Origin of the sequence: Bacillus sp. FSL K6-1338 (genome assembly GCF_038006965.1) — a bacterium.
Classification (GTDB): domain Bacteria; phylum Bacillota; class Bacilli; order Bacillales; family Bacillaceae_G; genus Bacillus_A; species Bacillus_A thuringiensis_S.
Genome location: NZ_JBBOWI010000001.1, coordinates 2,091,901 through 2,118,033 on the forward strand (window position 1 = coordinate 2,091,901; position 26,133 = coordinate 2,118,033).

Genomic DNA, 26,133 nt, shown 5'->3' on the forward strand with positions numbered 1-26,133 from the left:
CTATATTTTGTTATAAATTTGAATAATATTAATTAATACCATCCATTATAAGAGATTTTAGTTGAATACATACTATATGGTGTGTAAAATCTAAGCAAGTAGCAGTATAAATATAAATTCGAGGTGAATGCATGCTAGATTTTAAGCAATTAGAAACTTGTTTGAAAGATAAGAGATTTGTAGACGGATTACAGGAAATAAATAATGAAATTGCATATATAAAAGAAACGAATACTTTATCCTATGTGAAGAATTGGCTTGCCAATATTCCTTCGCATAAGGAGTTTGATATATTAATTCGCCTTACTGATGAAGGGCTTATGCACCAATGCAGTTCATTTCTCATTCGCTACGCTTATAAAAAATTCCCAAATATGAGAACGCTCTCTTTATATTGTGATGAGTTAATTGATGAGCGAAAAATTCTTGAAGCAGAGCAGTTGTTAAAATCTTCTTTAGAAGAGTTAGGTAAAGAAGAAATAGATGCAGATTTTTTAGCGAAAACATATTTTACGTTAGTACGATGTCTTTTAGAAATGAAACGAAACGAAGAAGCGCTAATGTATATGAAAAAAGCAGAGGAGTACAGTACACGTGCAGTCTTTGATAAATGGGGCTACGTTTATATGCATACAGGTGAATGGGAGAAAGCGGAAGAACAATTTATTGCTGGCATACAGCATGAAGATTGTGAAGAGTTATCTACCTATTTATTATCACAATTGTATGCGAATAAAGGGGAACAAAAACGTGCAATACAGTTAATTGATGATGCGATTGTAAAGTTTCCACAAGTACCATATTTTCATTTTGAGAAGGTAAAGTATTTATTAGATTTAGAGCAATATGAAGAAATGTTAGCGGTAATAGATAACATAAATACTCAGCTGCCATATCATGCCTATAATACTTACTTTGTACATTTACGTGCAGAAGCGTTGTACAAAATGAATAAGTTTGCAGATTTACAAAAGCTATTAAGAGAAGAAAAGAGTTTAAAAGAATCTTTATATCATAATTTAGAAAAAAATCCGGATGGAAAAAAGGTTCACTTGCCGATAGTTTCTATTGTACAAAAGGATAATTATTGTGTTCCGACAAGTTTAGAGATGATGTTGCGTATATGGGGAGAGAAACGTACACAAGATGAAATAGCAGAGTTTATTTTTGATATGACAGGTTCGAAGTTTTCAGATACGGTTTCTTATTTAGAAGAATTAGGTTATGAATATCGTTATTTTAAAGGGAATGAAGAGAATTATAAGAGACTGATTGACGAAGGAATTCCTGTTTTATTAAGTATAGATATTGAGCATGCTTCACACGTACAAGTTCTATCTGGATATGATGATACATTGCAAGCTTTCTATGTTCAAGATCCAAACTTTATAGAACCAGTTCTTGTGGAATATAGTAAATTACAAGAAAAATATCGTTATACAGGCTGTTTAGCAATCACGTTTGTTCCGAAAGAAAAGAAGGAGCAACTAGCGTTTCTAAGTGAAGAAGAAAATCGTTATTTTAAATCTATTTTTTCTCTTACGGATCATTTAGATGAACATGACAAAGAGGGAATTAGTAACTTAGTACAATTTTTAAAAGAAACGAGTGATAATCCAAATACGTGGTTATATACGATAAAGCACTTAGATGTTGAAGTAGATAAAGAATTTATTTTATATTGTATCGATAAGTTAATGGAAAAGTTTCCGAACTCGGACTTTGTTAAATTGCATGGTGCACAGTGTTTTATTCGTCTTCAGGAAGTAGACAAAGCCGAGCAAATGCTGACAAGCGTTGAGAAGAAAAATAATCGTGCATTATATCATTTGATAAATGGAAGATATGCTTTTGAGCAGGAAAGTTATATAGAAGCAATTTCAAGCTTTCGTTCATCGTTACAATTAGACGCAGATCAGCCTATTGCTTGGAGTTTTCTCGCTTTATCCTATATGTATATTGATCAATCTGAAAAAGCATTGCAATACTCTCAAGTTGCGTTAGAGCGTAGTCCTGAAAGGTTTACTTTAACGAATCACGGTATAATATTAATAGATTTAGAAAGATATGAAGAAGCATATGAAATCTTTAATGACTTGTTAAAAGAATATAAATATGAAGCACATGTATGGTATGAACGAGCGAGATGTGCACATCAACTAGGAAAATTATATTTAGCAATAAAAGGGCTTAAAGTAGCGATTCATTTGGATAGTAATGCACCTTACATTTATACAAAACTTTCGGAAATATACGAATCTGATTTGAAGGATGAGGAAAGTACGAAAGAAATTTTATTAAACGGTATTGAGAATTGTGATGATAAAGCATCTCTTTACGTAAAATTAGGTGACTATCATTTTCAAAATGATAGCTTGGAAGAAGCAGAAGTATTGTATAATCGTGCTTTAGAAGAAAATGATGAGGATGTTTATTCTCACTTCGGACTTACACAAGTTTATATGGCAAGAGAACAATACAAGGAAGCAAAAGAATATATTCTTGGTCTTGAGAAGCAAATTGAAAAGAGCCAAGATTTCCTCATGAATGCAGGAATGGTTTTATGGGATGCTGAAATTGAACTTGGTGGAAATGAAGAAGGGTTTAAAGTAGCGCTATCTAAGTTAGAAAATGGTATAAAGAAAAGTGATTATAATGTAGCAAGTGCGTTAGATGAATATGTGAATCGAATTAAAGGAACGGAATTTGTACAACGAGGTATAGCGTTTTTAAGAACGTTACACAAAGAAAGAAATGAAGTAAGTGAGTACGGTTGTTATGCAGGTATTTTATATGAATCTATTGGACAGTACGGCCAAGCGATGAAAAGATATAGTAAGGCGATAGAACAAAAGGAAACGGCATTACCGTATTACCGAATTGGTGAAACACTTATGGCATTAGGACAATTGACGGAAGCAAAACAAGCGTATGAAACATGTTTAGAGCTTGATGGGAATTTCGTAGGTGTACATTTACAGCTTGCGGAAATATACGAAAAAGAAGAAAACCGTTTTAAAGAACAAAGTCATATGGTTCAGGCGATGAAAGAAGAGCCGTTGCATATTAATATGGAATATTTGGCACAGCTTTCAGTAGATATGAATCTTCAGGAAGAATTGTTGACTGAACTAGAACAATTAGCGGAAGAAGTACCTGAAATATGGCGTTTAGATGCGATTGCATATGTGTACGGTGCGATGAATGAAATAGATAAAGAACAAGCACAGATTGAATACGCGCTACAATTAGATGGTGAGCATATAGAAGTTCTATATCATTATGCAAAAGTATTAGTGAAAAAAAGAAATGTAAAAGCAATTGAAGTTGCAATGAAAGTAATACAAAAAGATTTTGATAATGAACGTATATTTGATGTTTATGTAAAAGCAGTAGAGCAACATAAAAAATTGTCTAACATACGAGATTTTCTTCATACGTTAAAGGTGAAAAAAGCAGAAAGAAGTACAGCATTCATGTATGCTGCAGCTGCGGTTACGGAAATATGGATTGAACGCCAGCTGCATGAACAGCCGAAACGATCTATCATTACGAGAGCTTTTTATCGTATGAAAAATCGTGCGAAAGAAATTTCAATGGTTACTATGATAATTGATTTATATGAAATCTCTTTAAAGTTAAATCCGAAAAATAGTATGGCAGCACAGCGATTTGCGCTATTTTATGAGAATGTAGAGATGAATAAAGAAGCGATAGAGATTCTGCACACCTCACTAGAAAATAAATGGGATTATGAAGTAGCGAAGCAACTTGTAAATCTTTTCGTTGAGTGCGAGGAAGAAGATATGTTAAGAGATGCTTTGGAATTAACGAAGCAAATGGTTCGAGAACTACCAGATGATTATGATACTCTTCTTCTGCAAGCACAAGTATTCTTTAAAGCAGGGGAAGAAAGAAAAGCAGAAAAGATTACCTTACAATTAACGGAGCAAACACCGTTCGTAAGTAGAGCATTTCTTGCTTTAGGAGAAATATATCAAAGTCAAGAAAGGTTTGAAGAGGCAATTCAAGTATTAGAAAATGCTTCTATACATCATCCAAATGAAACAGTAATTCTTCTTTCTTTAGCGTCTTCATATCATGGTGCCGGCCAAACACTAAAGGCAGAAAAAATAACAAATGAAGTATTAACAATGGATGCAAGTGATTTGTTAGCAAGATATGATCGTGCTTGTTATTTAGCACAGTTAAATAGAAATGAAGAGGCGAAGGAAGAGCTTGAAATTGTCCTTCGTGAGGATGACTCGGGATTCTTTGTTGAACTTATTGAGGATGATGAAAATTTAGCAGCATTGCGAGAATTTGAAAAGTAATTGTATAAGAATAGGGGATAAGGATAAGAATATATTTTGAATTAGTTGACAATTAGTTGTCAAATGGCATAAAATAACTTTTAATAAAGTATACAAATCTGAAGACGAGAAAGAGTAAAATAGTGAACTGTTCTCCAGAGAGCCGGTATATTGCTGAAAGCCGGTGGGCAGAAGTTATTTGAAAATCATCTCCGAGGAGCCGAGGCTGAAAGTGAGTAAGCCCGGACGGATGTCTACCGTTACAAAGAACACGTATGATAGTACGTTGCTAAGCGCTATTAGTGAAAAGCTAATAGAATTAGGGTGGTAACGCGGGTAAACCCGTCCCTACTTCATAGGGGCGGGTTTTTTGTGTGCTTTTAAAACATTCAAAGGAGTGATTGTAGATGAAGAAAGTAGATGTAAAAGAGTCAGCTGTAGGGAGAGAAACACGTATTCGTAAGCAGTGGAACGAACAAAGCATTTTTGAACAATCAATTCAGAATCGAGAAGGCGCGCAATCGTTTGTGTTTTATGAAGGGCCACCAACGGCGAACGGTTTACCACACGTCGGCCATGCACTTGGTCGGGCAATTAAAGATTTAGTAGCAAGATATAAAACGATGGCTGGTTATAAAGTAGTAAGAAAAGCAGGATGGGATACACACGGTTTACCTGTAGAACTAGGTGTTGAGAAGCAACTTGGTATTTCTGGTAAACATGAGATCGAAGAATATGGTATTGAACCATTTATTCAAAAGTGTAAAGAGAGTGTTTTCACATATGAAAAGCAGTGGCGTGAATTCACTGAAAGTATTGGTTATTGGGTAGATATGGATGATCCATATGTAACTTTAGAGAATCCATATATCGAAAGTGTATGGCATATTTTGGGGACGATCCATGAAAAAGGATTGTTATATAAAGGACATAGAGTTTCACCATACTGCCCAAGCTGCCAAACCTCATTGAGCTCACATGAGGTTGCACAGGGGTATAAAACAGTAAAAGATTTAAGTGCAACTGTGAAGTTTAAAGTGGAAGATAGTGAAAATGAGTATTTCTTAGGTTGGACAACGACACCTTGGACACTTCCAGCAAACGTAGCGCTTGCTGTACATCCAAATATGGAATATGTTAAAGCAAAACAAGAAGGTCATGTATACATTGTTGCGAAAGAACGTGTACAAGAAGTATTAAAAGAAAACTATGAAGTATTATCTGTTCATAAAGGCGAAGAATTATTAAACACATCTTATACAGCGCCATTTCCGATGAAAGAAGTTACAAATGGTTACCGCGTTATCGCAGCAGAGTTTGTAACGGCAGATAGTGGTACAGGACTTGTTCATATTGCTCCAGCATATGGAGAGGACGATTATAGAGTTGTTCAAAGTGAAGGATTGTCATTCTTGCACGTTGTAGATGAAAAAGGTGAGTATACAGAAGCGGTACCATTTTTGAAAGGTAAATTTGTAAAAGATTGTGACGTTGACATTGTTCGTTATTTAGCGAAAGAAGGTTTACTATATCATAAAGAAAAATATGAACATAGCTATCCACATTGCTGGCGTTGTGATTCACCACTTCTTTATTATGCAGGAGAAAGTTGGTTAATCCGAACAACTGCAATTAAAGATACATTTTTACAAAATAATGATTCAGTTACTTGGTATCCGGATCATATGAAACATGGACGCTTTGGTAAGTTTTTAGAAAATATGGTAGACTGGAATATTAGCCGAAATAGATATTGGGGAACGCCATTAAACGTATGGGAATGTGAAAGTTGTGATCATCAGTTTGCGCCGAAAAGCATTGCCAAATTAAGAAAGCATAGTACGAAAGAAACACCGGAAGATTTAGAATTGCATAAGCCTTATGTAGATGAAGTTCAAGTCTGCTGCGAAAAATGCGGAGGCACAATGAATCGTACACCAGAAGTAATTGATGTTTGGTTTGATAGTGGTTCCATGCCATTTGCACAATATCATTACCCATTTGAAAATAAAGAGTTATTTGAAGAGCAGTTTCCAGCTGATGTTATTGCAGAGGGAATTGATCAAACACGCGGCTGGTTTTATAGTTTATTAGCAGTCTCAGCACTGTATACAGGAAAAGTACCGTATAAACGAGTGTTATCACTAGGGCATGTTTTAGATGAAGAAGGGCAGAAAATGTCTAAAAGTAAAGGGAATGCACTAGATCCAGTTGATTTAGTAGATAAGTTTGGTGCAGATGCGCTAAGATGGGCTTTACTTGTTGATAGTGCTCCGTGGAATGCGAAGCGTTTTTCTGAAAGAACCGTACTGGAAGCGAAATCTAAATTTGTAGATACATTAGTCAATGTGTATAGCTTCTACGTTTTATATGCAAATTTAGATGAGTATAACCCGAAAGAAACGTATGATGTAAAGCGTACGAAATTAGACGAATGGGTATTATCAAGATTGCATAGTACAACGAAAAAAGTGAGAACAGCACTTGATGATTATCAATTTACGAATGCAGCTCGTGAAATTGCAGCACTTGTAGATGAAGTGAGTAACTGGTATGTAAGACGCTCACGTAATCGTTTCTGGGAATCTGGTATGAACGCTGAAAAAGCTGCTGCGTATGAGACACTTCATGAAGTACTTGTAACAATTAGTAAATTAATTGCACCATTCACACCGTTTGTCGCGGAAGACATTCATCTTAATTTAGAAGGAAGTAGTGTTCATTTAGCTGATTATCCAGTTGTCAATGAATCACTACTTCAGCCGAAATTAGAAGCGGAAATGGATGCTGTTTTACAAGTTGTTGAACTTGGAAGAAGTAACCGTAATCAGCATTCTTTAAAAGTAAAACAGCCGCTAGCAGAACTTGTATTACTTGAGCATAACGAGAATGATATGGATTGGGAATCTTATCGTGATATCGTTATGGATGAGTTAAATGTAAAAGCGTTCCATGTTGAACTCGATGAAACAAAATACACATCATATCAATTGAAGCTTAATTTTAAAACAGCGGGGCCGAAGTTCGGTAAAAATGTGAATGCAGTGAATGGTTGGCTAAAACAATTATCACAAGAAGAAGTGCAAAACTTTGTATCAACAGGAAGAGCAGTTTACGAAGCAACACCAGGAGAAGAAGTAGTTGTAACTGCTGAAGATGTGTTAGTTGAGAAAGTTGCAAAATCAGGATTCTCTAATACGACTAACGGACAATACACAGTTATGTTAGATACGAATGTAACGGAAGAATTGTTACAAGAAGGAGTAGCGCGTGAATTCATTCGTGCGGTTCAAGAATATCGTAAACAGTTGAATTTACCAGTTAATTTACGAGTCGATGTTATTCTCGATACAGAAGTAGAGCTACAGCGAACGTTAACGAACCATAAAGATTTATTGGAAGAAAACTTACTCATTAAACAATTTACATTTGGTCACTTAACGAACAAAGACGATGAACTTTCTTTAGGTGAGACAAAACTTAGAATTAAATTAAGTGCGGCTAATTAAAGAAAAAAGGAAGTTGGAATGATTCCAACTTCCTTTTTTGTATGATTAGAATTTATTTGACTATACATTCGATAGGATTACTAGCAATTTTCTTTTTTCATAGCGTACCGAAAACAATACTGTAGAAATATATTTCTACAGTATTGTTTTCACTTTACACATAAATATTGAGAAAATTTCACTTACCTCAAATGGAAAGGTAATAGAATTGTCCATAGAGAATTACTCCTAGATTCAATTTTTATCCCTCCATTTTGTGGAGAATGATTGCTGAGTGGTAACGGGATAAGGTTGAGCTACTTTATTAGGGGGAGTGGTTCTATGTTTAATAAAAAAATGGTGGCAATGGCAATGACTGTGCCGTTAGTAATGGGGACGATTTCTACGGTTTCGGCATTGGAAAAACAACAGCAAGTAAAGTTAGAAGCTTATTCGCCACAGAAAAAAGCAACTGAATATTTAAAAGAAAATGCTGCGCAGTATGGATTGAAGGCAGACCTTTCAGACTTGCAATATATTTCTACAACAGAAACGTCAGTAGCTTCATATGTTAGGTTCCAACAAGTTGTTAACGGTGCTCCTGTATTTTCAAAACAAATTACAGTTACTCTTAACGGAGAAGGAAAGGGAGTACTCGCTGTTTCTGATTATCAGCCTGTTACAGGTGTGAAGGAAGTAACGACAAAAATTAGTGAAAAAGATGCAATACAAAAATCAATGGCGTATGTTGGAGAAGCAAGTGAGCAAAACTTATGGGCTCCTACAGAGAAAGAATTCGGATATATTGTTGAAGAAGGAATGGCTCGTCCAGTATATAAAGTTGTAGTCCATTCTAATAATCCATTTGGTGCATGGGAAACATTTATTGATGCAGAAAATGGAAAGTTAATTAAAAAGGTTGATATAAACCGAAAAGCTGAAGGGTCAGGAAAAGTATTTTTACCTAACCCAGTAGTATCTAGCGGTAGTAAAGTAGGCTTAAAAGATAATAACGATGCAGATTCAACAGCTCTAACGAACCAACTGAAAACTGTTACGTTAAAAGGTTTAGATGGAACAGGATTTTTAATTGGAGAATATGTAACGATTTCTTCAAAAGCGAAAACAAAATCTACGAATTTACAATTTAACTATACACGTGCAAATGATAGCTTTGAAGATGTGATGTCGTATTATCATATCGATACATTACAGCGTTACATTCAAGGGTTAGGTTTTAAAAATATTAATAACCGTTCGATAAAAGTGAATGTTAATGGTACAACTGATGATAATTCATTCTATTCTCCATCAACAAAAGCTTTAACTTTCGGTACTGGCGGTGTTGATGATGCAGAAGATGCTGGTATTATCGCACATGAGTATGGGCATTCGATTCAAGATAACCAAGTTCCTGGCTTTGGTAGTTCAGCAGAAGGCGGAGCGATGGGAGAAGGATTTGGCGACTTCTTAGGTGCTACATATGAAGATGCAGTATCGACTACAGGATACGGAAAAGCATGTGTTGGAGAATGGGATGCGACAGCTTACTCTAGTTCAGATCCAACATGCTTACGCCGATTAGATACGAATAAAGTATATCCGAAAGATATAACGAATGAAGTGCATGATGATGGTGAAATTTGGGCACAAGGTCAATACGAAATGGCACAAGCTTTTGGCCGTGATGTAGCAACAAAAATCATTTTACAATCACACTGGTCATTAACACCAAACTCTAAATTCAGTGATGGAGCAAAAGCGATTAAGCAAGCAGATGCTCTTTTATATGGCGGACAACATGCTGCTGATATCGATCGTATTTGGGCAGCGAGAGGCATTAGTACGAATTAATATAAAAAGTCGTGGCATTATAAGCCACGACTTTTTAATTTGCTTACGAACTGGTACTAGTAAATAAAGCTATATCAATGATAGTGTGAATATATCCGTATCCCATTTACTTTTTAGCTTCTTTAAAAACAAAATGTTCTTTAAATTTTCTAGATTCAACTTTTTGACCATTTCGCATCAATCGGAATGGGTGTTCTTGCCATGTAATAATAACATCAACCTCATCCGCTTTTGTAGCAACAGGTAAATTAGCGTGTTCAAATCCAGTTTTTCCACTTGCTAAACGACTTTCCTTTAGGGAAAAGAGTTCATATTTCGTTTTCTTATTTGGTTCGTTGCGGAATACTTCGACGTTTACGTTATATACTTCACTATTCCCGATATTCTTTACTGAAAAATGATATGTTTGAAATTCAGTTTTTTTAGCTTGAAGCATATTTTTGTTTGTTTTTTTCGGTTTATCAATATTCACTAGCCATTGACCAGAGTTTTGAGAGATTGGTAAAGATTTTGGTGAATAGGCGTATGTTTCGTTTACTACAATTAGGCAAAACAATAGGAGAAAGAAACTAATTGCTTTTTGCATATGCACACCTCACTTTAAATTTGTTTATTAATATGCGTGAAAAATACGGTTTTTATGTAAAAAATAGGAAAATATTAGATGTGTAATTTCGGATTTGATACATAAGAATATGTATTACAAAATTAACTTTTCCCGTTTTAGAAGCAGTTAGGAGTTAGAAAATCAGAATGTTTCAAAAAAAATCTTGCATTTTATAAAGTTAGAAGTTAGAATACTCTGTAAATATAAAAAGTGATGATCAGGAAAAGTACATGGTGCAAAGGTCTACAGAGAGCAGCCGGTTGCTGAGAAGGTTGTGATACCGCATGATGGAAAGACACCTGTGAGTGTTGCTTTGAACGTGATTATTAGTAAAAGCAAACGGTACCTACCGTTATCAGGGCTAAGATGGTCAGTATGACAATTTGGGTGGTACCGCGGAAAAAAATCCGTCCCTATTTATAGGGGCGGATTTTTGTATTCTTTGAAAGGGGGTGAGTGACCGTGGATGATGACGATGACAACAATAACGTAAATAAATATAAAATTACTGGAGGGAAAAATAATGAATTCAATAATGAAGCGTTCACTCACAAAAGAATGTATGGAACAAAGTGGAAAGGTTGTATTACTTCAAGGATGGGTAAAAAAAATTCGGCATCTTGGAAATGTTAGTTTTTTATTATTACGGGACAGAACAGGAGTAATTCAATGTGTATTAGAGAATGGATTGGCTGGATATAAAGTTGATGTAGAAAGTGTTGTCCATGTAATCGGTGAAATAGTCGAGACGTCGAAAACAGAATTGGGTGTTGAAGTACTTGCTCATGAAGTGAAAGTAATAAACGGTGCAGAACCACTTCCATTTGAAATAAATAAAAAGAAGTTACAAGTGGGCTTAGATCAACTACTTAATGAGCGAGTAATATCATTAAGGCATGAGCGAACCGCAGCGATTTTTAAAGTGAAATCTACACTCGTTCAGAGCTTTAGTGAAATTCTTATAGAGAACGATTTCACACGGATCTTTACGCCGAAAATTGTTTCGCAAGGGGCAGAAGGAGGAGCAAATGTTTTTAAGCTTCCATACTTCCAAAAAGAAGCTTATTTAGCACAATCACCACAGTTCTATAAGCAAATGATGGTGGCAGGTGGGTTAGAACGAGTTTTTGAAATTGCACCTGTATATAGAGCGGAACATCATAATTCTTCCCGTCATTTGAATGAATATATATCGTTAGACGTAGAACTTGGTTTTATTCATGATTTTTATGAAGTGATGCAACTAGAAACGGATGTTTTACGATATATGTTTCAACAAGTAGCGAAAAAATGTGAAATAGAACTACAACTATTACAAATAGAAGTACCTGTTATTACTGAAATACCTAAAATTACATTGTTAGAAGCACAAGAAATTTTGAAAAGTAAGTATCGTAAAGAATCTCCTGTAGGGGATTTAGATACAGAAGGTGAAAAGTTACTAGGGAAATATGTAAAGGAAACATATAATAGTGAATTTGTTTTCATTACACATTATCCGAAAGAAGCGAGACCGATGTATACGATGCAAAATAAAGAGAATCCAGCTATTACTGATTCATTCGACTTATTATATAAAGGGTTAGAAATAACGTCAGGGGCACAGCGAATTCATAATTATGAAATGTTACTCGCTTCGTTTAAAGAAAAAGGATTACACCCAGAGAAATTTCAATCTTATTTAAATACATTCCGATACGGTTGTCCCCCGCATGGAGGTTTCGGAATTGGGTTAGAAAGGATTGTATATAAACTATTAGAATTAACAAATGTACGAGAGGCGAGTGCTTTTCCGAGAGATTGTACTCGTCTTATACCGTAAAAAGAATCTTCGCGATTATCGCGAAGATTCTTTTTATAGTTCGTTTGAAAAGATGAAAATATAGACTCTTTCTTTTGCTAATAAGCTTAGTAAAAGTGAGTTATCAATATGAACCATTTCGACAAAAAATTAATATACCCCTTGACAGTTACAAATATAACCGATATACTTCATATTAATTTCAAAAGAAAATATATTCTAAATATTACAATGTGTTGAATAGGAGTAGTAAGGTCATGTATTTGTACAGAGAGCTATGGGTTGGTGCGACATAGTCAAATGACATCCTGAACTCGCCTAGGAGCAGTAAGGTGGAACGGAATCACATTCTTAGTAAATCTTAACGGTTAACCTTCGATATTAGGTTTGTAATCAAACGATTACTACTAAGGTGGATTCATAATGGAATCAATAAGGGTGGTACCGCGTTAAGTAAATGGCTTAGCGTCTCTTTATATAGAGATGCTAGGCCATTTTTTTATTATATGGAAAAAGAAGTGGAGGGTTTATTTGGATAGGTCTATAAAATTTATTTATCTATATAAAAAGATTTAATTAGGAGGAAAATGAGATGAAACAAACGGAGCAATGGACTTCGAAATTAGGTTTTATAATGGCTGCAGCAGGATCAGCAATTGGACTTGGCGCAATATGGAAGTTTCCTTATATCGCCGGGAAGAGCGGGGGAGGAGCATTCTTTTTAATCTTTATATTATTTACTATATTAATTGGATTACCACTACTTATAGCTGAATTTATGATTGGACGTAGTACGCAGAAACAAGCAGTTGGCGCATTTAAAAGTATTGCACCAAATACAGGGTGGCACTGGATTGGACGCCTTGGTGTTGGAACGTGTTTTATACTACTTTCATTTTATAGTGTTGTAGGTGGATGGGTGTTAATTTATTTATTCAGAGGAATTACTGGACAACTAATTGCACCGGGACAAAATTACGGAGCATTATTTACTGAAACAATTGGGAATCCCACTTGGGCTATTATGGGACATTTCGCTTTTATGTTCATTACGATATGGGTTGTATCAAAGGGTGTACAAAACGGAATTGAAAAAGCAAGTAAATATATGTTGCCAGCATTGTTCGTTTTATTTGTCGCTCTTATTATTCGTTCGTTAACACTTGATGATGCTATGAAAGGTGTAAAGTTTTTCTTACAACCAGATTTCTCAAAGATTACTTCGGAAAGTATTTTGTTCGCAATGGGGCAATCATTCTTTGCAATTAGTATCGGGATTTCAATTATGGTTACCTATAGTTCCTATTTAAATAAAAAAGAAAGTTTACCAAAATCAGCAATAACAATTGTTGGATTGAATTTATTTGTTTCTTTATTTGCAGGTCTTGCCATTTTTCCCGCCGTATTTTCATTAGGAATGGAGCCGACAGAAGGACCTGGATTACTATTTATCGTATTACCATCTGTATTTAGTCAAATCCCATTCGGTGGATTTTTCTTAACAGTATTCCTTGCACTATTTACATTTGCGACATTAACATCGGCATTTTCTCTACTAGAAACTGTTGTTTCAGCATTAGCAAATGGTGAACAAGAAAAGAGAACGAAATTATCATGGCTGATCGGTTTCGGCATTTTCTTAGTAGGTATACCATCAGCGTTATCATTTGGAGTATGGAGTGATATTACGATTTTCGGAAAGAATATTTTTGATGCAGTAGACTTCTTATCTAGTAATATATTAATGCCACTTGGAGCACTATTTATTAGTATTTTCGTTTCATTCAAAATGGAAAAGAAGATACTAGAAGCAGAGTTTTTTGTAGGTGGAAATTATGGAAAGAAAGTATTTACTTGTTGGGCATGTTTACTTCGATTTGTAGCACCGCTCGCAATCATTATCGTCTTCTTAAATGTAATAGGGATTATTTAACATTAAATGTTATAATATTCAGTGAAAAAAGAAGATGGTGATGTTTATGGCGAATTTGATAGAAACAGGAGAGTATATGAATATTAGAGGGAAAAAGCTATACGTTGAAACACATGGAAATCCTAAAAATAAGCCAGTCTTATACTTGCATGGTGGACCAGGAGAGAGTTGTTATGATTTTTCATTTCATCAAGCGGAACGTTTAAAAGATTCTCTATATGTAATTATGATAGATCAAAGAGGTGTTGGTCGTTCAGAAAAAATTACTGAAGACGAAGCTTTTGGATTAAATGATTTGATTGAAGACTGTGAGGAATTAAAAAAAGTATTACAAATTGAGAAGTGGTCTATAATTGGACATTCTTTCGGTGGATATGTAGCATTGCTTTATGCGTCGATATATCCAAGTTCAATAGAGAAAATAATATTTGAAGGACCAACTTTTGATTTTGCATTAACAAGTAGAGCTTTGTTGCAAAAGACAGGGCATTTATTAAAAAAGTATGGAAAAGAAGAAGTAGCAAAAGAGTGCTTTGCTTATTCATCTAGCGATGCTAGTTCAGAAGAGTTGTTAGAAGCTTATATAAGATTAAGCGCTGAATTAGAAGAAAAAAGAATGGAGATTTACAATAATAAGGAAGATAGGACAGATGAGAGTTTATACAGTGATGAAGAGTGGGAAATATTTTCAAATCGCTCCAAAATGCACTTTGATAGATTAAAATTAGAGGGAGCATGTCATACATCATTATTATCAAAAATAAAAGATGTACAAAATCTAATGTTATTAATAGTAGGAAAACATGATGTAGTAACGTGTGAAGAACAAATTAAAACATTTAATAAAGATGCCCGAAACGGCAAGTATATCGTATTTGAAGAGAGCGGTCATTCACCTCATTATGAGGAAGCAGATAGATTTGCAGAAACAGTCATACATTTTTTGAAATGAAGAAAAGGGTGCTTCTATAAATGAGAGGCACTCTTTCTAAATTTCTGGATATGTGATTGTGATGTTAGGCCAATTACTTTGCCAATTCTTTTTTATAACTCTGTTTTTGTACATATGTAATCGTTCTTTCGATTTAAGAAAATGAGCTGTTGGTCTCACTTGTAAGGAAAGGACATCTTCAATACCACATGGGGCTGTTAATATAACATTGTTTAGTTCATCAAGTGTAACTCCTAAAGCCGTTGCTGTTTCAGGGAATTTAGAAATAGCATTAACAGAAGAAGAATATGGTGGCATATTATTCACTACATGCATACGAGCTTGATTTTTTACAGACCAAGGAATAGTAGCATCAATATTCATTAATTTCGTTTCTAATGATTGTTCGTATATCTCATCTTGATGTAGACTATCATAATAAATCACATCAACATCAGGCATAGCCGTTTTAGCTTCATAGTCATGTAAAGTATCCCAAATTTTAGAACGAACAAAGCCGGCACAAACCCACCAATCAGGTAACTCTAGTGATTTTGCCATTTGTAATACATTCATCATCCATTCGTCGTTTTCTATTAAGCGAATTATATCTTTCTCTGTTTTGATCTTCATTGATAAATTCACCTTTCTAGTAAATTAATGCATAAGTTCAATAATCCATAAAATCCAGTAAGCACCTGGTACAAATAGTAGTTGTGCCAATAATGTGCCGAGAAGTCTAGAAATCATTAGCCAACCATACATTTTACTCATAGATTCAGCACCGCTTTCTGATTGTAAAGCACGTTCTGTTAAAAGAGCAATGCGTGGATCGAGTAATACAGTTAATAAAATAGTGGCGAAACCATTTACAAGGCCAGAAGCTGTACTTGCATTTGTTGCATAATCTGGATTTAAAAAAGAAGCGTAAAGGGCAGAAAGTACCCCAGCTGTATAAATAGCAGTAGCAAACATGTTAATAAGCATAATACGCTTTGGAATACCACCGATACGCAGTCTATGAATCATTTCTAACTTTGGAAAGCGGACATATTTTTTTGTGTACTTTAATTTTTGAATGTTATTCGTTTTCATCATTCGAATGAAAGAACCGTCTGTTTCAAAGTTTTGAATGACATATCCAAATAGTTTTGTCAAAGTTGGATACAGTATAATCGCAAGCAATGTACCGATAGAAGCAGATAATAGTACAAGACGTATAATATGCTCTAAATCAATAGAAGGATCTAGTTTTGCTTCGTCCACAATCCCGCCAAGTAAAAAGGCTTGTAGTAAGTTTGACGTTCTTGAAATGAGTAATACGATTCCTACGACGGATAATGCGACAGCAATCTTCTTTAAACGAACCCCCGCTAATCGAATACTATAAGAGCTTGTTTCAACTGCGTGGATTACAATTGTGAAAGCCATTATAAAAATTAACGTAATTGACATTTGTTTCACCAGTTTCTATTAAAATAATTGTAACTTTTTTACTTTATCATATCTATCGTATTTTGTAACTGAAAGTATGTGACATATGGAAATTGATTTTTCGAAAAAATAGATAATGATAGTATAATAGGGAGAAGTGGAAGAGATGTTAGCAGTTATTTATACAGCAAATTAAGTGGAGGAATGAAACATGTATAAAACATTTCTATTTGATTTAGATGGAACTTTAACGGATCCGAAAGAAGGGATTGTAAATTCGGTTTTGTATGCGTTAAAAAAAGTAGGAATTGAAGAAGTACATATAAGTGAGTTAGATTCATTTATAGGTCCTCCTATTCAGCAATCATTCGTAGAGAGATATAATATGAGTGAAGGAGAGGTTGAACGTGCAGTTTTTTACTTCCGTGAGTATTTAAAGCAGCGTGGATTGTTTGAAAATAATGTATACGAGGGGATTCTGAAGCTCTTGCAACAATTAAAAAGTTCAGGAAATCGCATATTCGTAGCTACTTCAAAGCCCACTGTATTTGCGAAACAAGTTATAGAGCATTTTCAATTAACGAATTATTTCGAAGATATCATTGGAAGTAATTTAGATGGTACGAGAATAAAAAAAGAAGAAATAATTGCTCATATTTTACAAACAAATGAAGAACTAAATAAAGAAGAAATGATAATGATTGGTGATAGAAAGCACGATATAATAGGTGCGAATCAGAATGGAATTGCTTCAATTGGTGTTTTATATGGCTATGGCTGTGAGAAAGAACTGACTGAAGTTAGTGCGACTTACATAGTGAAAGATGTTGAAGAACTGTATCATTTTTGTGTAAGAAAAATTTTAATAAATCAGTAAATATAGGTACTAACAATCCCTTTATAACGTATGATGAGGAATTCGTTTCTGTTTAAAGGGATTTTTCATATGTAATCGAATATTTATAATTAGACATTTTTAGCATGAAAAAATTGTATGAATAAGAGGAGTGATGTCAGAATTAAAAGATTAGTAGAAGTTTATCAATAAATTTTAGAATATTCTGTTTAATGGAGGGGTAAAATTGGAGTTAGTTATTATATTATTAGCACTAAGTTTACTTATGTTCGTAGCATATAGAGGCTTTTCTGTTATTTTATTCGCACCGATATTTGCATTATTTGCAGTATTTTTGACAGAACCTAGTTATGTATTACCTTTCTTTTCTAATATCTTTATGGAGAAAATGGTTGGATTTATAAAGTTATATTTTCCTGTGTTTTTATTAGGAGCAATATTTGGAAAAGTAGTGGAAATGTCAGGAATTGCAGATTCTATCGCAAAAACGATTATTGAGTTAGTTGGTGAAAAACGTACTATATTAGCGATTGTATTAATGGGGGCTATTTTAACGTATAGTGGTGTTAGTGTGTATGTAGTAGTGTTTGCTGTTTATCCGTTCGCAGCTAAGTTGTTTCGACAAGCTAATATTCCAAAGCGTTTAATCCCTGGAACGATTGTTCTTGGAGCAGTAACGTTTACAATGGATGCGCTACCTGGATCACCACAAATTCAAAATGTAATACCTACAACATTTTTTAAAACGAATATTTATGCTGCACCGATACTCGGCATTGTAGGAGCAATTTTTGTTCTTACATTAGGTTTACTATATTTAGAGAGTAGACGTAAGAAGGCAAAAGCGGCAGGTGAAGGATATTTTGGTTTTAATGATGGAAATACTGAAATGGCAGCATCTTTGCAATTAGAACAAAAAAATATGCCATTAATTAATAACATTGAAATTACAAGAGCACAACAACTTATTGCATTTATACCACTTATTTTAGTAGGTGTAATGAATAAAGTGTTTACTATTATGATACCAAAGTGGTATCCAAGCGGTTTTGATTTTTCTGCAATTGGTATGAAAGCATTTGGAAAAGTAGAATTAAGTGCAGTAGTAGGAATTTGGTCTGTAGAATTGGCACTTATTATAGGGATCTTAACAACGTTATTATTATATTGGAAGCGAGTAGTAACAGGTTTCCAAGCTGGATTGAATACAAGTATTGGTGGAGCGCTACTTGCAACGATGAATACAGGAGCTGAGTTTGGATTCGGTGGTGTCATTGCAGCACTTCCAGGCTTCGTAATTATGAGAGATGGCATCTCTGCTACTTTCACAAATCCGTTAGTGAATGGTGCAGTAACGACGAATATTTTAGCTGGAATTACAGGCTCTGCATCAGGAGGAATGGGAATAGTATTAAGTGCAATGGGAGATAAATTTATTGCAGCGGCCAATCAATTTGATATTCCATTAGAAGTTATGCACCGTATCGTATCAATGGCATCAGGAGGAATGGATACACTACCGCATAACGGGGCTATTATTACTATTCTTACAGTAACAGGATTAACACATAAACAGTCCTATAAAGATATATTTGCTATTACAGTTTTGAAAACGGTTGCTGTATTTTTAGTTATCGCGTTCTATACTTTAACAGGACTCTATTAAAAATTCGAATCGTAAAGATTCATCAAATCGATAATTTATATCATAAAATATTAAATAGGATAAGAAGGGGTGGAGTACTTGCAAGAAGTTTCTGAGTTTCGTATGCCAAAGTCGGTATTATATGGAAGGAATTCGCTTGAAAAACTTGGGGAACAATCAAAAAAGTTAGGGAAAAGAGCTTTTATAGTTACTGATACAATTATGGAGAAATTAGGATATCTTGAAAAGTGTATACAACAACTAAATAAGAAAAGTATTACTGTTAGTACATATAATAAAGTGGATGCTGAACCTACAAATATACACGTGTTAGAAGCCTTATCTCTTTGTAAAGAGGAAAAGTGTGATTTTATTATCGGTATTGGTGGTGGAAGTTGTATTGATGCTGCGAAAGCAGTAGCGGTTTTATATACAAATGGTGGAGAAGTTGAGGATTATGTCGAAAAGGATATTGAAATAGAAAACAATCCACTACCACTTATTGCAATTCCAACAACTTCTGGTACTGGATCGGAAGTTACAAGTGTAGCAGTAATTACGAATAAAAAAACAGATGTAAAAATGATGATGAAGCATCCTAGTTTTATACCGAAAGTAGCAATTATAGATCCAGTTTTGACAAGTTCGTTACCACCACAAATTACGGCAGCAACAGGAATAGATGCGTTATGTCATGCGATTGAAGCTTATATTTCTAAATTTTCACAGCCACTTACAGATGTACTTGCTCTTTCAGCTATTGAAAGTATTATGAAATATTTACGTATAGCATATGAAGATGGACGTAATATGGAGGCAAGAGAAGCGATGATGATTGCTTCCTTACAAGCTGGAATTGCATTTTCTAATGCATCAGTTACATTAGTTCATGGAATGTCAAGGCCAGTGGGAGCATTATTTCATGTACCGCATGGAATATCAAATGCCATACTATTACCTACAGTGTTAGAGTTTACAAAAACAAGTGCAGTGAAAAGGTTAGCAAAAATTGGACGTAGTTTAAATAAGGATTTGTATTCGAATTCTGATGAGGAAGTAGCAGACTACACGCTTGGGGAAATAAAAAAACTTTGCTTTGATCTTCGTATTCCAAATTTAAAAGAATATGGAATCGATGAAATTGAATTTGAAAATGCTATTTCTAAAATGGCATCAGATGCAATTGAAAGTGGTAGCCCAGCTAATAACCCACGTGTTCCATCATATGATGAAATCAAAGCGTTGTATCGAGAGTGTTTTAATTATAAGTATAAAGAATTTATAAAAACATCAGATTGTTAATTTCAGAATATTCTATAAAAATTTCCTTGGAAATGAAAGTACAATTACTCTTTATTATTTCCATATTAAATTCCGTAAAACAAGACTTTATATTTCAAACTTAAAGTCTTGTTTTATTATGTATAATATATACAATAAAACGTTGTTATTAGTTTTATAAAAAAGTTTAGGTAGGTGTTGTTTATATGAAAACGATAGGTCTTATAGGTGGTATGAGTTGGGAATCAACTTCTGAATATTATCGAATTATTAATGAAGAAATAAAAGAGAGATTAGGAGGGCTACATTCAGCAAAATGTTTGATTAATAGTGTGGATTTTGAAGAGATTGAACGATGTCAGTCTAGCGGAGATTGGGATGGTGCTGGAGAAATTCTAGGGAATGCGGCATATTCATTACAAAAGGGAGGAGCAGACTTTATAATCATTTGTACAAATACAATGCATAAGGTAGTTGGAAAAATAAAGGCGAAAATTGATATTCCAGTCTTACATATTGCTGATGCAACTGCAAAAGCAATTAAAAGAAAAGACATTCAAAAGGTTGGTCTGCTTGGAACTACATATACAATGGAGCAAGATTTCTATAAGTCACGTATAGAAGAAAATAATATAAAAGTAATAGTACCATCAGAAAAAAATAGAAAAGAAATAAATAAAGTAATATATACAGAATTATGTTTAGGAAAAATAGTATCTCAATCTAGAGAATATTATAAAAGAGTCATCGAAGAGTTAGTGCAAAAAGGAGCACAGGGAATCATATTAGGTTGTACAGAAATAGGGTTATTAATAAAGCAAGAAGACGTATCTGTCCCGATATTTGATACGACTCATATACATGCAATTGAAGCAGTCAAGGTAGCTCTAGATAGAATGTAATTATATTATGTAAACTAAATTCATATATCTGGAAAACATTCAGAAAATATTTTATAATGTAAGTGGTTACATTTAAGGGGGAATGCGCATGTTTTCAGTTCAACCAATCGCATTTGTACATAATGAAAGAAAGGAAATAAAAGATGATGAGTGGGGAGAAGTAAGATCCCGTATAACTTTAACTGAAATGTATGCAGAAGAAAGTATACAAGGGATTGAAGATTTTTCTCATATTGAAGTTGTTTTTTATTTTCATAAAGTAACTGACGAGCAAATTCAGTATTTTGCTAGACATCCTAGAAATAATAAGGATTATCCTGAAGTAGGTATTTTTGCACAGCGCGGGAAAAATCGCCCGAATCGCATAGGTGTAACAATTGTAAAGGTGATCAAAAGAGAAGGTAAATCAATTATTGTTGAGGGATTAGATGCTATTGATGGCACTCCTATATTGGATATAAAACCAATAATGAAAGAGTTTATGCCGAAAGAAGAAATACACCAGCCTAAATGGGCAACGGATATAATGAGACAGTATTGGAAGGGGAATGGAGTAAAATGAGAATATATGAGGCAACAATTGCAGATTTAGATGGACTAGCATCAGTTTTTAATAACTATCGCATGTTTTATAGGCAGGATTCTGATTTAGAAGGGGCAAAAGTATTTTTACGAAACCGAATTGAGAAAAAAGAGTCCGTTATTTTCGTAGCAGTTGAAGACGGCGAATATATTGGGTTCACACAACTATATCCATCATTTTCTTCCATTTCAATGAAAGAATTATGGATTTTAAATGATTTATTTGTACAAGCGGCGAAGCGTGGAGCCGGAACAGGTAAAAAATTATTAGAAGCTGCTAAAGAATACGCATTAGAAAATGGAGCAAAAGGTGTAAAATTACAAACAGAGATTGATAATTTATCAGCACAACGATTATATGCTGAAAATGGTTATTTGAGAGATAATCGTTATTTCCATTACGAATTAACGTTTTAAAAAATTAAGTTGAAAGAGGCATTTTCAAGAAAAAGAATTTCTTTGTAATGAGAAATACTTTTTTATTTTTTCCTAAATTAAAAAGTATGACAATAACGATAAAACGATATTTATTTATTGTTAAACGATAAATTATGTTGTCATTAAATAAGTGAGTTATTGTAAATGAACCTTAAATGAAGTTCAACAACGTTCTTAAAAGTAATTATTTTTCTTTCTGGAATTGCAGTGCTTGCCTTATGCATATTTTTAGTGCCGGAAATGGCGAATTTTGTAGCGAATTTGTATCCTAATATCGCTCCGATAAAATATCTTGTTTTTATTGTGATGTATGGAGCAGCTGTGCCTTTTTATGTTGCTCTTTATCAGGCTTTCAATCTTTTACAGTATATTGACGAGAACACAGCGTTCTCGGAATTATCTGTAAAGTCGTTAAAGAATATAAAGCGCTGTGCAGTTACAATCAGTGGTTTGTATGTATTAGGTTTGCCACTTTTTCATTTTATAGTGAAGAAAATGGAACCTCCTATTGGGTTAGTGGGACTTATTATCATTTTTGCTTCGTTCGTTAGCGCTGTTTTTACCGCTATCCTTCAACGCCTTCTACAAGAAGCAATTAACATAAAATCAGAAAATGATTTGACAGTTTGAGGTGGCGGATATGACAATTATTATTAATATTGACGTCATGTTAGCAAAATGAAAGATGAGTGTAACGGAGCTTTCGGAGAAGGTTGAAATTACGATGGCGAATCTTTCTATTTTGAAAAATGGGAAAGCAAAAGCGGTTCGTTTTTCAACATTAGAAGCGATATGTAAAGCTTTGGAGTGTCAGCCAGGGGATATTTTGGAGTATAAAAACGATGAGAATACTCAATAAAAACAGATAACAAATGTAAATGATAGAAGTCAATAAAGAAGGGATAGCCACTAAGCTATTCCTTCTTTACGTTAATTGCTGTTAGTAATAAAAAATATAATTTGAATTGCAATGTCTGCTTATCAAAAGGGAACTTGCTACCTTTGTATTATAGTTGATTTAAAACCCAGTTTGTTGCATCTTCAAAGTTATCTGCAATGTAGTTTGGTTCAATATGTGCCCATTTGTCTCGGTACGTATGCAAAGCATCATACCCAGCTCCTGTTCGGACTAGAATCGTTGTCGCATTTACTTTTGCTCCTGCAACAATATCAGTCCAGCGATCACCAACTACAGCACATTGTGTTAAATCAAGCCCATGTTTTTTTGCTGCTTTAAGCAGCATGCCTGTACTCGGTTTACGGCATTCACAACCATCACCGTGTTTATGAGGACATACATAAATATCATCAAAACCGAAGCCTTCTAATTCTTGTACAAAATCGGCTACAGTTGCTATTCCATCTGCAATCCCAGGTTGATTTGTGAAAGAGAAAATTTTTATATTCTTAGCTTTTAGTTTTTGCAAGGATGTTTTTGTGAATGGAAATAATGTAAAAGATCCTGGATAATGTATTGTAGTGTCACCACCAATTGTACCGTCACGATCAATGAAAATTGCTTTAATGTTTGTCATAGTTATAGCCCCTTCAATTTATAAGTAGTTTAAAAATGTTTTACAAATCGGTAGCCATTTACCTCATAGCCTAATTTTTTGTAAAAAGGATGAGCTTCTACTCTTTTTGTTCCACTAACTAGCCATGTGCCAATGCAATTATGTTTCTTTGCTAATTGTTCTGCATAATCCATCAAAACTTGTCCAATGCCTTTACGTCGTATGTTAGAATCAACGCTAATAATTGAAATCTCTCCATAACGTGTTACATCTTCTAAATTTTCACGTATACGAAATCCAAGTAATCCAAATATAGCTTCTTCTTCCTCGTAAACATATAAAAAATCAAACGGACTCATTTGTACGAATTGTAATCGATTGTTCATATCTTCATAGGAAATAGAGGAACCTTTTAATTCTTTCGTTAAAGAACAAAGTGCGTCTATATCATCTATCGTTGCTTCACGAATTTGAAAAGACATATTATCCACTCCAATAAAATGTAATCAAACATTTAGTATTCTGTTAAAAAATGTTTTTTCCTGCCATAAAAATAAATATTTTATAATGATATATAGATAGTTATATGTTATTCTTTTTCCTTGATTGTATTGGAAATGGAAAGAGGGGAAATGCATGTTAGAAGTAAATATCCGCTCAGCTGGATATGAAATAGGTGAAAAAACAATTCGTGATATAGCTTTTTCTATCGAAAAAGGTGAACTAGTTGCTCTTATTGGAGCAAATGGTGCTGGGAAGAGTACGACGATAAAAACGATGCTGGGATTACTTGTAAATATGGACGGTGAAATATCATTCGGTGAAAAGAAAAATCCGTATGCATACGTACCAGAACATCCAACATACTATGATTACTTGACGCTCTGGGAACATATTGAATTATTAATGGCAGCTCGTGGAAGTGAAATGGGAAGCTGGGAAGAAAGAGCGGGACAATTATTACATACTTTTCGAATGGATAAGCATAAACATGAATATTTATCAAAGTTTTCAAAAGGTATGAAACAAAAATCGATGCTAATATTGGCGTTTTTAACTGAGCCAGATTTTTATATAATTGACGAACCCTTTATCGGTTTAGATCCAGTAGCTACGAAAGAGTTTTTAAGTTATTTATATAAAGAAAAAGAGCGCGGAGCAGGAATTTTACTTTGTACGCACGTATTGGATACTGCTGAAAAAATTTGTGAAAGATTTTTACTCATTTCACAAGGTACATTAGTCGCAGATGGACATTTAGAATCTATTCAAATGTTAGCGGAAATGCCGGATAGCTCATTACTAGACTGTTTTGATATAATTGTAAGGCGTGAACAACATGATTAAACAACAATTTTATAAAAGATTATGTCATGAGCTCCAGCGGAAGTGGAATTCTATATGTTCGGTAACAGATTGGACAGTCGCGTTATATATTATTATTCCAACACTTATATTTATGGGAATCTATTATAGGTCACTATGGATAAATGAATTATCAATGGAAGAGACGATTTATTTCGGATTAGGATTACTCGCATTTTATCTAGTAACATATCCGAGAGGAGTTCGTTCGTTTTTTGAGCAAGCGGATAGTTTATTTTTAATTTCGTATGCAACACATATGCGAAAATTAGTCCAGTATGGCATGATGTACACATTTGTTCGAATAGCGATAACGAATGTAATAGTAGTCGTTATTATGTTACCAGTGTTGATGAAAAGTATCGGAGTAACAGAGATACAAGTCGTATTATTTTGGGTATTCTTTACTATATTTCGATTTATGTTGTCGTTGTTAACAAGATTTATTCATGTACAGGTGGGGAAACGATGGGTTTTATGGATTGTAAAAAATGTAGTATTTTCTATGAGCTTGTCCTTTTTTGGAATTAGTTTATTTTTTATTTATAAAAATCTATATTATTCAATTCTATTTATCGGTCTAGTAATTTTCTTAAGTAGTGTATTAGTAAAAGAGAAAATGAATTATAAAAAGTTCTTTTTTAAAGAAATCGAGAAAGAAAAAGAGGAAAGCATGCGCTGGACGAGCGGAATTATGCAAGTTGGTGGTCATGCAGCTAAACCGAGTAGCTCGAATAAAAAACCGTGGATGTTTCCGCGTTCTAAAAGACTATTAGGAAAAAAAGCAGATTCTCTTATTATCGAATCTTTTTTGAAAGAATTTTTCCGTACAAGTACTGCACGAATATTTTATATTCAAATTGTATGTATGAGTACTGCAAGTATAATCATGACTCCAAGGTGGATTGCAGCTATTGTTCTTGTATTTACTGTAGTTGCAATTTCTCGCTATGCGCGTGATTATTGGAATGAATTTACGAAAAAAATGTTTCTTCATTTATATTGTGAAGAAGGAAAATTACTTTTGCTAAGGTGGAAGGCAGATCGTTATTTACTACTACCAGCAATACTCTTGTATGCAATAGTTATACTTGCCCAGTTTTATTTATTGCCAGCTGTGATTGGTGGCTTTGTTTTTATTTTATTAATTGTATGGATTGTATTTTTACCATAAAAAAAGAGCCATTGA

21 protein-coding genes and 3 other annotated features are annotated in these 26,133 nt (G+C 34.0%); of the genes, 16 read left to right on the forward strand and 5 right to left on the reverse strand.

What is annotated here, in order from left to right; all coding sequences use genetic code 11:
• Nucleotides 1–131 precede the first annotated feature (131 nt).
• The 3 genes from NZ044_RS10925 (at nucleotide 132) to NZ044_RS10935 (ending at nucleotide 9,655) form a co-directional block, all read left to right on the forward strand.
• A complete protein-coding gene (locus NZ044_RS10925) occupies nucleotides 132–4,334 on the forward strand; it encodes a bacteriocin-processing peptidase family protein (RefSeq protein ID WP_118961735.1) in 4,203 nt (1,400 codons plus the stop codon).
• A gap of 92 nt (nucleotides 4,335–4,426) precedes the next feature.
• Nucleotides 4,427–4,666, forward strand: a binding site (T-box leader).
• 54 nt (nucleotides 4,667–4,720) lie between these two features.
• Complete coding sequence (gene ileS / locus NZ044_RS10930; RefSeq protein ID WP_098505727.1) at nucleotides 4,721–7,822, forward strand: isoleucine--tRNA ligase; 3,102 nt, start codon at nucleotides 4,721–4,723, stop codon at nucleotides 7,820–7,822.
• Nucleotides 7,823–8,143: 321 nt separating this feature from the next.
• Complete coding sequence (locus NZ044_RS10935; RefSeq protein WP_000482263.1) at nucleotides 8,144–9,655, forward strand: M36 family metallopeptidase; 1,512 nt, start codon at nucleotides 8,144–8,146, stop codon at nucleotides 9,653–9,655.
• 106 nt (nucleotides 9,656–9,761) lie between these two features.
• Here the strand turns inward: NZ044_RS10935 and NZ044_RS10940 are convergent, their stop codons facing one another.
• Nucleotides 9,762–10,241 carry a hypothetical protein gene (locus NZ044_RS10940; RefSeq protein WP_001167924.1) on the reverse strand — a complete coding sequence of 160 codons (480 nt, stop codon included), beginning with the start codon at nucleotides 10,239–10,241 and terminating at the stop codon, nucleotides 9,762–9,764.
• Nucleotides 10,242–10,466: 225 nt separating this feature from the next.
• Nucleotides 10,467–10,680: a binding site (T-box leader), on the forward strand.
• Nucleotides 10,681–10,785: 105 nt separating this feature from the next.
• Between NZ044_RS10940 and aspS the strand changes: the two genes are divergently transcribed.
• From aspS to NZ044_RS10955, 3 genes are all read left to right on the forward strand, one after another.
• On the forward strand, nucleotides 10,786–12,084 hold the full coding sequence (aspS, locus tag NZ044_RS10945) for an aspartate--tRNA(Asn) ligase (protein ID WP_001084710.1): 1,299 nt from the start codon (nucleotides 10,786–10,788) through the stop codon (nucleotides 12,082–12,084).
• A 206-nt stretch (nucleotides 12,085–12,290) separates the two neighbouring features.
• Nucleotides 12,291–12,539: a binding site (T-box leader), on the forward strand.
• Between the two features lie 116 nt (nucleotides 12,540–12,655).
• The gene (locus NZ044_RS10950) at nucleotides 12,656–13,996 is read left to right on the forward strand and encodes a sodium-dependent transporter (RefSeq protein ID WP_098505728.1); all 1,341 of its coding nucleotides are present in this window, start codon (nucleotides 12,656–12,658) and stop codon (nucleotides 13,994–13,996) included.
• A 46-nt stretch (nucleotides 13,997–14,042) separates the two neighbouring features.
• Nucleotides 14,043–14,948: an alpha/beta fold hydrolase gene (locus NZ044_RS10955; protein WP_001284944.1), complete on the forward strand. Its 906-nt coding sequence runs from the start codon at nucleotides 14,043–14,045 to the stop codon at nucleotides 14,946–14,948.
• Nucleotides 14,949–14,984: 36 nt separating this feature from the next.
• On the opposite strand, the gene NZ044_RS10960 is transcribed toward NZ044_RS10955, so the two are convergent.
• Together NZ044_RS10960 and NZ044_RS10965 are read right to left on the reverse strand one after the other, a co-directional pair.
• Nucleotides 14,985–15,560, reverse strand: a complete 576-nt coding sequence (locus NZ044_RS10960) for a nucleotidyltransferase family protein (RefSeq protein ID WP_340949743.1) — start codon at nucleotides 15,558–15,560, stop codon at nucleotides 14,985–14,987.
• 24 nt (nucleotides 15,561–15,584) lie between these two features.
• Nucleotides 15,585–16,382: a lipid II flippase Amj family protein gene (locus NZ044_RS10965; protein ID WP_000028912.1), complete on the reverse strand. Its 798-nt coding sequence runs from the start codon at nucleotides 16,380–16,382 to the stop codon at nucleotides 15,585–15,587.
• Between the two features lie 190 nt (nucleotides 16,383–16,572).
• Between NZ044_RS10965 and NZ044_RS10970 the strand changes: the two genes are divergently transcribed.
• The 8 genes from NZ044_RS10970 (at nucleotide 16,573) to NZ044_RS11005 (ending at nucleotide 22,924) form a co-directional block, all read left to right on the forward strand.
• Nucleotides 16,573–17,238 carry an HAD family hydrolase gene (locus NZ044_RS10970; protein WP_000278487.1) on the forward strand — a complete coding sequence of 222 codons (666 nt, stop codon included), beginning with the start codon at nucleotides 16,573–16,575 and terminating at the stop codon, nucleotides 17,236–17,238.
• Nucleotides 17,239–17,443: 205 nt separating this feature from the next.
• Complete coding sequence (locus tag NZ044_RS10975; RefSeq protein ID WP_000424340.1) at nucleotides 17,444–18,883, forward strand: GntP family permease; 1,440 nt, start codon at nucleotides 17,444–17,446, stop codon at nucleotides 18,881–18,883.
• A 78-nt stretch (nucleotides 18,884–18,961) separates the two neighbouring features.
• On the forward strand, nucleotides 18,962–20,164 hold the full coding sequence (locus NZ044_RS10980; RefSeq protein ID WP_001158664.1) for an iron-containing alcohol dehydrogenase: 1,203 nt from the start codon (nucleotides 18,962–18,964) through the stop codon (nucleotides 20,162–20,164).
• Between the two features lie 185 nt (nucleotides 20,165–20,349).
• Nucleotides 20,350–21,045 carry an aspartate/glutamate racemase family protein gene (locus NZ044_RS10985; protein WP_000848566.1) on the forward strand — a complete coding sequence of 232 codons (696 nt, stop codon included), beginning with the start codon at nucleotides 20,350–20,352 and terminating at the stop codon, nucleotides 21,043–21,045.
• Nucleotides 21,046–21,133: 88 nt separating this feature from the next.
• Nucleotides 21,134–21,607, forward strand: coding sequence for an SAM-dependent methyltransferase (locus NZ044_RS10990; protein WP_000493250.1), 474 nt, complete (start codon nucleotides 21,134–21,136; stop codon nucleotides 21,605–21,607).
• A complete protein-coding gene (locus NZ044_RS10995) occupies nucleotides 21,604–22,044 on the forward strand; it encodes a GNAT family N-acetyltransferase (protein ID WP_001223866.1) in 441 nt (146 codons plus the stop codon). The genes NZ044_RS10990 and NZ044_RS10995 overlap by 4 nt, the downstream gene beginning before the upstream one ends.
• 204 nt (nucleotides 22,045–22,248) lie before the next feature.
• Nucleotides 22,249–22,695, forward strand: coding sequence for a DUF2975 domain-containing protein (locus NZ044_RS11000; RefSeq protein WP_025989017.1), 447 nt, complete (start codon nucleotides 22,249–22,251; stop codon nucleotides 22,693–22,695).
• Between the two features lie 55 nt (nucleotides 22,696–22,750).
• A complete protein-coding gene (locus NZ044_RS11005) occupies nucleotides 22,751–22,924 on the forward strand; it encodes a helix-turn-helix domain-containing protein (protein ID WP_015945765.1) in 174 nt (57 codons plus the stop codon).
• Between the two features lie 148 nt (nucleotides 22,925–23,072).
• Here NZ044_RS11005 and NZ044_RS11010 read toward each other — a convergent pair whose 3' ends face one another.
• Nucleotides 23,073–23,600, reverse strand: coding sequence for an HAD-IIIA family hydrolase (locus NZ044_RS11010; protein WP_000181782.1), 528 nt, complete (start codon nucleotides 23,598–23,600; stop codon nucleotides 23,073–23,075).
• 29 nt (nucleotides 23,601–23,629) lie between these two features.
• The gene (locus NZ044_RS11015; RefSeq protein WP_000009776.1) at nucleotides 23,630–24,061 is read right to left on the reverse strand and encodes a GNAT family N-acetyltransferase; all 432 of its coding nucleotides are present in this window, start codon (nucleotides 24,059–24,061) and stop codon (nucleotides 23,630–23,632) included.
• Between the two features lie 154 nt (nucleotides 24,062–24,215).
• Here NZ044_RS11015 and NZ044_RS11020 point away from each other — a divergent pair, with 154 nt between their 5' ends.
• Nucleotides 24,216–24,926: an ABC transporter ATP-binding protein gene (locus NZ044_RS11020; RefSeq protein ID WP_000895248.1), complete on the forward strand. Its 711-nt coding sequence runs from the start codon at nucleotides 24,216–24,218 to the stop codon at nucleotides 24,924–24,926.
• Entirely contained in the window at nucleotides 24,919–26,118 is a 1,200-nt protein-coding gene (locus NZ044_RS11025) for an ABC transporter permease (protein WP_000595437.1), read from the forward strand. Before NZ044_RS11020 ends, NZ044_RS11025 begins: the two co-directional genes overlap by 8 nt.
• The last annotated feature ends 15 nt before the right edge of the window (nucleotides 26,119–26,133 follow it).

Bases quoted from the DNA above. Each gene is read 5' to 3' on its own strand.
- NZ044_RS10960 (WP_340949743.1), bottom strand. From the start codon at position 15,560: ATGAAGATCAAAACAGAGAAAGATATAATTCGCTTAATAGAAAACGAC.
- NZ044_RS10995 (WP_001223866.1), top strand. From the start codon at position 21,604: ATGAGAATATATGAGGCAACAATTGCAGATTTAGATGGACTAGCATCA.
- NZ044_RS10965 (WP_000028912.1), bottom strand. From the start codon at position 16,382: ATGTCAATTACGTTAATTTTTATAATGGCTTTCACAATTGTAATCCAC.
- NZ044_RS11015 (WP_000009776.1), bottom strand. From the start codon at position 24,061: ATGTCTTTTCAAATTCGTGAAGCAACGATAGATGATATAGACGCACTT.
- NZ044_RS11005 (WP_015945765.1), top strand. From the start codon at position 22,751: ATGAGTGTAACGGAGCTTTCGGAGAAGGTTGAAATTACGATGGCGAAT.
- NZ044_RS11025 (WP_000595437.1), top strand. From the start codon at position 24,919: ATGATTAAACAACAATTTTATAAAAGATTATGTCATGAGCTCCAGCGG.
- NZ044_RS10990 (WP_000493250.1), top strand. From the start codon at position 21,134: ATGTTTTCAGTTCAACCAATCGCATTTGTACATAATGAAAGAAAGGAA.
- NZ044_RS11010 (WP_000181782.1), bottom strand. From the start codon at position 23,600: ATGACAAACATTAAAGCAATTTTCATTGATCGTGACGGTACAATTGGT.
- aspS (WP_001084710.1), top strand. From the start codon at position 10,786: ATGAATTCAATAATGAAGCGTTCACTCACAAAAGAATGTATGGAACAA.
- NZ044_RS11020 (WP_000895248.1), top strand. From the start codon at position 24,216: ATGTTAGAAGTAAATATCCGCTCAGCTGGATATGAAATAGGTGAAAAA.
- NZ044_RS10925 (WP_118961735.1), top strand. From the start codon at position 132: ATGCTAGATTTTAAGCAATTAGAAACTTGTTTGAAAGATAAGAGATTT.
- NZ044_RS10940 (WP_001167924.1), bottom strand. From the start codon at position 10,241: ATGCAAAAAGCAATTAGTTTCTTTCTCCTATTGTTTTGCCTAATTGTA.
- NZ044_RS10935 (WP_000482263.1), top strand. From the start codon at position 8,144: ATGTTTAATAAAAAAATGGTGGCAATGGCAATGACTGTGCCGTTAGTA.
- NZ044_RS10970 (WP_000278487.1), top strand. From the start codon at position 16,573: ATGTATAAAACATTTCTATTTGATTTAGATGGAACTTTAACGGATCCG.
- ileS (WP_098505727.1), top strand. From the start codon at position 4,721: ATGAAGAAAGTAGATGTAAAAGAGTCAGCTGTAGGGAGAGAAACACGT.
- NZ044_RS10955 (WP_001284944.1), top strand. From the start codon at position 14,043: ATGGCGAATTTGATAGAAACAGGAGAGTATATGAATATTAGAGGGAAA.
- NZ044_RS10950 (WP_098505728.1), top strand. From the start codon at position 12,656: ATGAAACAAACGGAGCAATGGACTTCGAAATTAGGTTTTATAATGGCT.
- NZ044_RS10985 (WP_000848566.1), top strand. From the start codon at position 20,350: ATGAAAACGATAGGTCTTATAGGTGGTATGAGTTGGGAATCAACTTCT.